This is a genomic window from Methylorubrum podarium (genome assembly GCF_022179745.1).
GTDB classification, from domain to species: Bacteria; Pseudomonadota; Alphaproteobacteria; order Rhizobiales; family Beijerinckiaceae; genus Methylobacterium; species Methylobacterium podarium.
This window is the reverse complement of record NZ_BPRD01000559.1, coordinates 1-6,841: the sequence shown is the minus strand read 5'-3', so window position 1 is coordinate 6,841 and position 6,841 is coordinate 1. Positions and strand designations below refer to the sequence as shown.

Here is a 6,841-nt window from a genome sequence, read left to right as displayed (position 1 = left end):
GGCCGGATCGAGCACGACTTCGGTGCGCCCGCTCATTTGCAGCAGGTCGCCGGTCGCGAAATCCGGAAAGACGAGCCCCGCCCGCGGGTTGGCCAGCAGGTTGCCCAGCGTGTTGAAGAAGCGGTTGCCGGGCCGCGCGAGGCCGAGATGGTCGCGCAAGGTCGTGCCCTCGTACTCCGTGCGGAACAGGCCGCGCCGCTGAAGTTCCGGCACCACGCCGGCGCAGACATCGTCGAGCCCCTCCGGCACGAAGGGGAACATCACGTTGAAGCCGTCGCAGGCCTCCCCTTCCAGCCATTCCGCCATCCGGTCGGCGATCTGCTCCGGCGTGCCGACGAAGGTGAGCCCGCCATAGCCGCCGACGCGGCGGGCGAGCTCGCGCACGGTCGCCCCCGTGCGGCGGGCATAATCCACGATCTGCGCCTGCCCGCTCTTGCTCGCATTCGACTCGGGGATCTCGGGGAGCGGCGCGTCGAGGTCGAAGCCGGTGGCGTCCGTGCCGAGGCGGACCGAAAGGTTGGCGAGCCCGCTCTCGACCGGCACCAGCGCGTCGAGCCGCGCCTTCTTCTCCCTGGCCTCCTCCTCGGTACCGCCGACCACGACGAAGGCGCCGGGCAGGATCTTCAGGGCATCGCGGGGCCGGCCCGCCGCCGCCATCCGGCCCTTCACGTCGGCGTAGAACTTCTGGCCCGCCTCCAGCGAGGAGGCGGAACCGAACACCATCTCGGCGGTCTCCGCCGCGATCTGGCGCCCGGCCTCGGAGGCGCCGGCCTGCACGATCACCGGCCATCCCTGGATCGGGCGCGCGACGTTGAGCGGCCCCTTCACCTTCAGGAATTCGCCCCGGTGGTTCAGGGTGTGGAGCTTCTCCGGATCGAAGAAGAGGCCCTGCTCGACGTCGCGCAGGAACGCATCGTCCGCCCAGGAATCCCACAGGCCGGTGACGACCTCGAAGAACTCGCGGGCCCGGGCGTAGCGGGTGGCGTGGTCGAGATGCGCGTCGCGGCCGAAGTTCAGCGCCTCGTCGGGATTGCCGGAGGTGACGAGGTTCCAGCCGGCCCGGCCCCGCGAGATGTGGTCGAGCGAGGCGAACTTGCGGGCGACGTGGTAGGGCTCGTTGTAGGTGGTGGAGGCGGTGGCGATCAGCCCGATCCGCTCCGTCACCATGGCCAGCGCCGGCAGCAGCGTCAGCGGATCGAACGAGGTGACGGTGGCCGAGCGCTTCAGCGCCTCCATCGGCATGTTCATCACCGCCAAATGGTCGGCCATGAAGAAGGCGTCGAACTTGGCCGCCTCCAGGGTTCGGGCGAAGCGCACGAGGTGGTCGAGGTTGAAGTTCGCGTCCGGAAAGCCGCCGGGATAGCGCCACCACGCCGTGTGGATGCCGATGGGGCGCATGAAGGCGCCGAGATGGAGGTGTCTTCGGGGTTCGCTCACGGGTCTCCTCCGGCCGCTTCGAAGCTCGGCTTCCGCCGATAGGGCGCGCTCGCACATGCCGGCATCGCCGATCCGCAGGATGGCGGAGCCGCCCTAGGATTGCACGCGCCTCATCCTTAAGGTCCGGGCCGACCGAAGCGGCGAGAGGAGCGGGCATGGCCGGAGCGAGCGTGACGCAGGACGTGCCCTATCGCGCCCTGAACGGCTGGCTGGCGCTCGGCCTCGCGATTCCCTGCCTTGCCCTGGCGGCCCTGACCTTCCTCGGCGGCGGCGTGCTGGTGCTCGGCCGCGGCAGCGTCGGACCGGTCTTCCTCCTGGTCTCGGCGGTGGCCCTCGTCGCCGGGATCGTGCTGCTCGCCGGGCTCATCACGCTCAAGCCCCGGCAGGCGGCGGTGCTGACCCTGTTCGGGCGCTATCACGGCACCATCGCCCGCGACGGCTTCTGGTGGCGCAACCCGTTGACCGCGGTGGCCAGGATCTCGCTCGCCACGGAAGCGCAGGAGACCAAGATCATCACGGTCAACGACCTGATGGGCAATCCGATCACCATCGCCGCGGCCGCGATCTGGCGGGTCCAGGACGCGGCGCGCGCCACCTTCGACGTCGGCAGCTACCACGAATTCGTCTCGCTCCAGGCGGAAGCGGCCCTGCGCAACATCGCTTCGACCCGGCCCTACGACCACGAGGAGGCGGAGAATGTCGGCGACGAGGCGGGCGACGCCAAGCGCCGGCTCGCGGAGAAGGCCACCCGCGTCGCCTCGCTGCGGGCCGACCGCGACGCCATCCACGCCGACCTGATCACGGAGCTGGGCCAGCGCGTCGCGGTGGCCGGGGTCGTGGTCGAGGATGTGCGGATCACCCATCTCGCCTACGCGCCGGAGATCGCCGGCGCGATGCTGAAGCGCCAGCAGGCCGGCGCCATCATCGCGGCCCGCCGCCAGATCGTGGAGGGGGCGGTCGCGATCGTGCGCGACACGATCCGCCGCCTGGAGCAGCCGGAGGACGGCCATTCCGGCATCGTCTTCGACGACCAGGGCCGCGCGAGCATGGCGCAGAACATGCTCATCATGATCGTGGGGGATCGGGAGGCGACGCCGGTGGTGAGCGTGGGGACGAAGCCGTAATTCGTCGCCGATCGATCCGGCGCCGGGGGCGGACCGAATCGGCGTGTCGCGCCGGCCGTTCAACTATCGTCGAAGCGCAATTTTGTAAAACGCATCCGCGCGCGGGGTGTGGTGCGCCGGATCGGCATTTCACCTGCGCGAAACCTGTCGTTAGTGCAGGTGCCCCGGTCGCGGCAGCCAGCGGCGACCTTGCTCGGAGACATCGGCAAGATGGGGCAGGACGGCGTCATCCTTCGTCATTTCGCGCAGGACGCGATCCGGCTGCTGCGGCCGGTCTGGCCGCTGGTGGCCGTCGCGACGGCGCTCGGCTCGGCCGGCGGCCTCGCCACCGCGGCGGCGCTGGCCAAGATCAACCTGGCCTTCTACGGCGAGGGCGTCCTCGCCGACGGCGTGCTGCTGGCCTTTGCCGGGTTCGCGGCCCTGAGCGTCGTCGGCACCTTCGCCGCCAGCCTCGGCAACGCCTACGCGGGCGGGCGCATCCAGGCGGCGCTGAGCCGCGACCTCACCGATAAGATCCTGACCGCGCCGATCGAGCGGATCGAGCGCCTCGGCAAGCACAAGCTCCTCGCCTCCCTCCAGGGCGACGTGAACACCATCTTCACGGCGATCGCGTTCCTCTCGCCGGTCGTGGTCGCGGGCGGGACGCTCATCGGCTGCGGCGCCTACATGATCATGCTGTCGCCCGCCCTTTCGGCGGTGACGGCCACCGTCCTGCTCGTCGAGAGCCTCGGCGCGAACGCGCTGCGCCGCAGGATGCTCCGGTACTTCGAGGAGATCCGGAAAAACCGCGAGGCGACCCAGAAGCACTATCTCACCCTGACCGAGGCCGCCAAGGAGCTGCGCATCGGCCGCGAACGCCGGCTTCACCTGCGCGACGTCGCGCTCCAGGCCTGCATCGAGCAGGGGCGCCAGCTGATGACGCGGATCGCCGTCATCCAGCAATCGCTGTCGATGCTGAGCCAGTCGACCAACTTCCTGCTGTTCGCCGGCCTCATCGCCTACAAGATCCTGGCCGGCATCAGCGGCGCCGAGCTCTCTGGCTTCGTCCTCGTGCTGCTCTACATCCAGACGCCAATCGCGCAGCTCATCCACTTCGTGCCGATGATCGGGCAGGCCCAGGTGGCCTACCGGCGCATCGCCGAGTTCTCGGAAGAGGGCGCGGAGGCGGAAGCCGGCCTCCTCTCGGCCCCACCGGCGCAGGCCGCCCGCGTCATCCGCGAGATCGCCCTGCGCGGGGTGAGCCACGGCTTCCCGGCGGCGGAGGACAAGGCGCCCTTCCTCCTCGGTCCGATCGACCTGACGATCCGGGCCGGCGAGATCCTGTTCATCGTCGGTGAGAACGGCTCGGGCAAGACGACGCTGATCAAGCTGCTGCTCGGCCTCTATCCGCCGCAGGCGGGAGAGATCCTGCTCGACGGCGTGCCGGTGACGGCCCAGACGCGCGACGCGTACCGCCAGCACTTCTCGGCGATCTTTTTCGACTACCATCTGTTCGATGAGCTGATCCCTGCCGCGGGCGCCGGCCCGGAGGCCGCCCGGCCCCTGCTGACAAAGCTCGATCTCGCCCACAAGGTCGATGTCGGCGAGGGCCGCTTCTCCACCACCGATCTCTCGACCGGCCAGCGCAAGCGCCTCGCCCTGGTGCAGGCCGCCCTCGAAGGACGTCCGGTCCTCGTGCTCGACGAGTGGGCGGCGGAGCAGGACCCGACCTTCCGGCGGCGGTTCTACGAGGAACTCCTGCCGGAGCTGCGCCGCGGCGGCCGGACCCTCGTCGTCATCAGCCACGACGACCGCTACTTCGGCGCCGCCGACCGGGTGCTGCACTTGGCCGAGGGGCGGATCGGGGCGATCACCGTGAAGGCGAGGGTGGCGGCCGAACCGGTGTGATTTGGCGGCGAGACCGGTGACGGGTGTGAGGCAAGATGAAGGCTTACGCTCGCGGGCAGCGAGCCTTCAAGGTCGCAGCGAGCCATCCACCATGTTAGGCTCCGTCGATCTCGGAGAGGGAGCGATGACTGCCGGTTCGATGGACGACCCCGTCCTGATCCGTTTCCGCACCGCGGTCGAGAATGCCTACGGCGACCGCATCGCGCGTATCGTGCTGTTCGGTTCCCGGGCGAGAGGGGACGCGCGCGCGGATTCCGACTACGACATCGGCCTCTTCCTGAACGACATGCAGAGTTTCGATCGCGAAGCCCAAATTCTCGCGGAAATCGAGGTCGATCTCCTCACGGCGATCGGAGCGGTCGTGAATGCCTTGCCGATGCCGGTGGACGCCTTGACCGACCGGACGGGATGGATGCGTGAGGTACGGCGCGACGGCGTCTCGCTATGACGCCGGAAGTGGCAGCCTATCTCGACAAGGCCAGAGAAGATCTGGCGGACGCGCGAAAGATCTTGGCGATACCGTTGCCGAAAGTCGCTGCCCGGAGCGCCTATTACGTCGCGTTCCATGCGGCAGAGGCTCTCCTCCTCGCGCGAACCGACCGGATTGCCAAAACCCATACGGGCCTGCGCGCGGCCCTTGCGCAGGTTCTTCCCGGTTCCGCCGGTGAAAACCGGGAACTGCTCACGTTCCTGGCACGAGCCTACAAGTTCAAGGAATTGAGCGATTACGGCATCGGCCGCGCGGCCGATGTCACCGAAGCCGAAGCGTCTTCACTGATCGAGGGAGCGACGCGCTTCCTCGATCGTGTGACAACGTTGATTACAACGCCCGATCGCGGTTCGGACCAAACCGTTTCCGAGTCTTGAAACGCCTCAGATATCCAGCTCCGACCCATCCGCGAACGCCGCCCGCTCGGTGATGAAGGCGAACCGCGCCTCGGGCTTGTTGCCCATCAGGCGTTCCACCGTGTCGCCGGTCGATTCCCGCGCCTCGTCGAGGACCGCGACGCGCAGAAGCGTGCGCTTGCGCGGGTCCATCGTCGTCTCCTTCAGCTGCGCCGGCATCATCTCGCCGAGGCCCTTGAAGCGGCCGATCTCGACCTTGCCGTTCTTGAACACGGTCTTGATGATCCGCTCCTTGTCGGCGTCGTCGCGGGCATAGGCCGACTTCGCGCCCTGGCTGATCCGGTAGAGCGGCGGGATCGCGAGGTAGAGATGGCCCTTGTCGATCAGCCGCGGCATCTGCCGGTAGAAGAAGGTGATCAGCAGCGAGGCGATGTGTGCACCGTCCACGTCCGCGTCGGTCATGATGATGACCTTGTCGTAGCGGAGATCCCCCTCGCGGAAATTGGCGCCGGTGCCGCAGCCGAGCGCCAGGGTCAGGTCCGAGATGAGCTGGTTGGCGCCGAGCTTGTCGCGGCTGGCCGAGGCCACGTTCAGGATCTTTCCCCGCAAGGGGAGCACCGCCTGGGTGGCGCGGTCGCGGGCCTGCTTGGCGGAGCCGCCGGCCGAGTCGCCCTCGACGATGAAGATCTCCGAGCCCGCCGTGCCGGCGGCCGAGCAGTCGGCGAGCTTGCCGGGGAGCCGCAGCTTGCGCGTGGCGGACTTGCGGGCGACCTCCTTCTCCTGGCGGCGGCGCAGGCGCTCCTCCGCCCGGTCGATCACCCAGTCGAGCAGCTTGTTGGCCTGGGCGGGGGAGGCCGCGAGCCAGTGGTCGAACGCGTCGCGCACCGCCGTCTCGACGATGCGGGATGCCTCCACCGTCGCGAGCTTGTCCTTGGTCTGGCCCTGGAATTCCGGCTCGCGGATGAAGACCGAGAGCATGGAGGCGCAGGTCGCCATCACGTCGTCGGTGGTCACCGCGTTCATGCGCTTGGCTTGGTTCACGCGCTCGGCGTGCTCGCGCAGGCCCCGGAGCAGGGCGACGCGAAGTCCGGATTCGTGGGTGCCGCCCTCCGGCGTCGGGATCGTGTTGCAGTAGGAATGCGAGACGCCGTCGTCGGTCACCGTCCAGGCCACCGCCCATTCGAGCGAGCCGTGCGAGCCGGGCTTCGTCACCTTGCCCGAGAAGAGGGAGTCGAGGACGAGCTCCTTCCCCTCGATGTCGCGGGCGAGGTAGTCGGAGAGGCCGCCGGGGAAGCGGTGCACGGCCTCCGCCGGCACGTCCTCCAGCCCTTCGAGCAGGGCCGGGGCGCAGCGCCAGCGGATCTCGACGCCGCCGAACAGGTAGGCCTTGGAGCGGGCCATCTTGAACAGGCGGCGCGGATCGAACTTGAGCGAGCCGAAGATCTGCGCATCGGGATGGAAGCGCACCCGCGTGCCGCGCCGGTTCTGCACCCGGCCGACCGTCTCGAGGCTTCCCGCGGCCACGCGCAGGGAAGCCTCGAGACGGT

At 69.0% G+C, this 6,841-nt stretch carries 6 protein-coding genes; 4 read left to right on the top strand and 2 right to left on the bottom strand.

Annotation, left to right across the window (positions count from 1 at the left end; translation table 11 throughout):
- The coding region (locus MFF42_RS23520; protein ID WP_444980424.1) for an LLM class flavin-dependent oxidoreductase at nucleotides 1-1,437 on the bottom strand (1,437 nt) is incomplete at its 3' end.
- 155 nt (nucleotides 1,438-1,592) lie between these two features.
- Between MFF42_RS23520 and MFF42_RS23515 the strand changes: the two genes are divergently transcribed.
- The 4 genes from MFF42_RS23515 (at nucleotide 1,593) to MFF42_RS23500 (ending at nucleotide 5,315) form a co-directional block, all read left to right on the top strand.
- On the top strand, nucleotides 1,593-2,561 hold the full coding sequence (locus tag MFF42_RS23515) for an SPFH domain-containing protein (RefSeq protein WP_238258179.1): 969 nt from the start codon (nucleotides 1,593-1,595) through the stop codon (nucleotides 2,559-2,561).
- A gap of 210 nt (nucleotides 2,562-2,771) precedes the next feature.
- Nucleotides 2,772-4,448: a cyclic peptide export ABC transporter gene (locus tag MFF42_RS23510; protein ID WP_306423557.1), complete on the top strand. Its 1,677-nt coding sequence runs from the start codon at nucleotides 2,772-2,774 to the stop codon at nucleotides 4,446-4,448.
- 124 nt (nucleotides 4,449-4,572) lie between these two features.
- Complete coding sequence (locus MFF42_RS23505) at nucleotides 4,573-4,896, top strand: nucleotidyltransferase domain-containing protein (protein WP_238258175.1); 324 nt, start codon at nucleotides 4,573-4,575, stop codon at nucleotides 4,894-4,896.
- Nucleotides 4,893-5,315, top strand: a complete 423-nt coding sequence (locus tag MFF42_RS23500) for a HEPN domain-containing protein (RefSeq protein WP_238258173.1) — start codon at nucleotides 4,893-4,895, stop codon at nucleotides 5,313-5,315. Before MFF42_RS23505 ends, MFF42_RS23500 begins: the two co-directional genes overlap by 4 nt.
- Before the next feature lie 6 nt (nucleotides 5,316-5,321).
- Here the strand turns inward: MFF42_RS23500 and MFF42_RS23495 are convergent.
- The coding region (locus tag MFF42_RS23495; protein ID WP_238258171.1) for a DNA topoisomerase IV subunit B at nucleotides 5,322-6,841 on the bottom strand (1,520 nt) is incomplete at its 5' end.

Coding starts and splice junctions, on each gene's coding strand:
- MFF42_RS23515 (WP_238258179.1), top strand. CDS start 1,593: ATGGCCGGAGCGAGCGTGACGCAGGACGTGCCCTATCGCGCCCTGAAC.
- MFF42_RS23510 (WP_306423557.1), top strand. CDS start 2,772: ATGGGGCAGGACGGCGTCATCCTTCGTCATTTCGCGCAGGACGCGATC.
- MFF42_RS23505 (WP_238258175.1), top strand. CDS start 4,573: ATGACTGCCGGTTCGATGGACGACCCCGTCCTGATCCGTTTCCGCACC.
- MFF42_RS23500 (WP_238258173.1), top strand. CDS start 4,893: ATGACGCCGGAAGTGGCAGCCTATCTCGACAAGGCCAGAGAAGATCTG.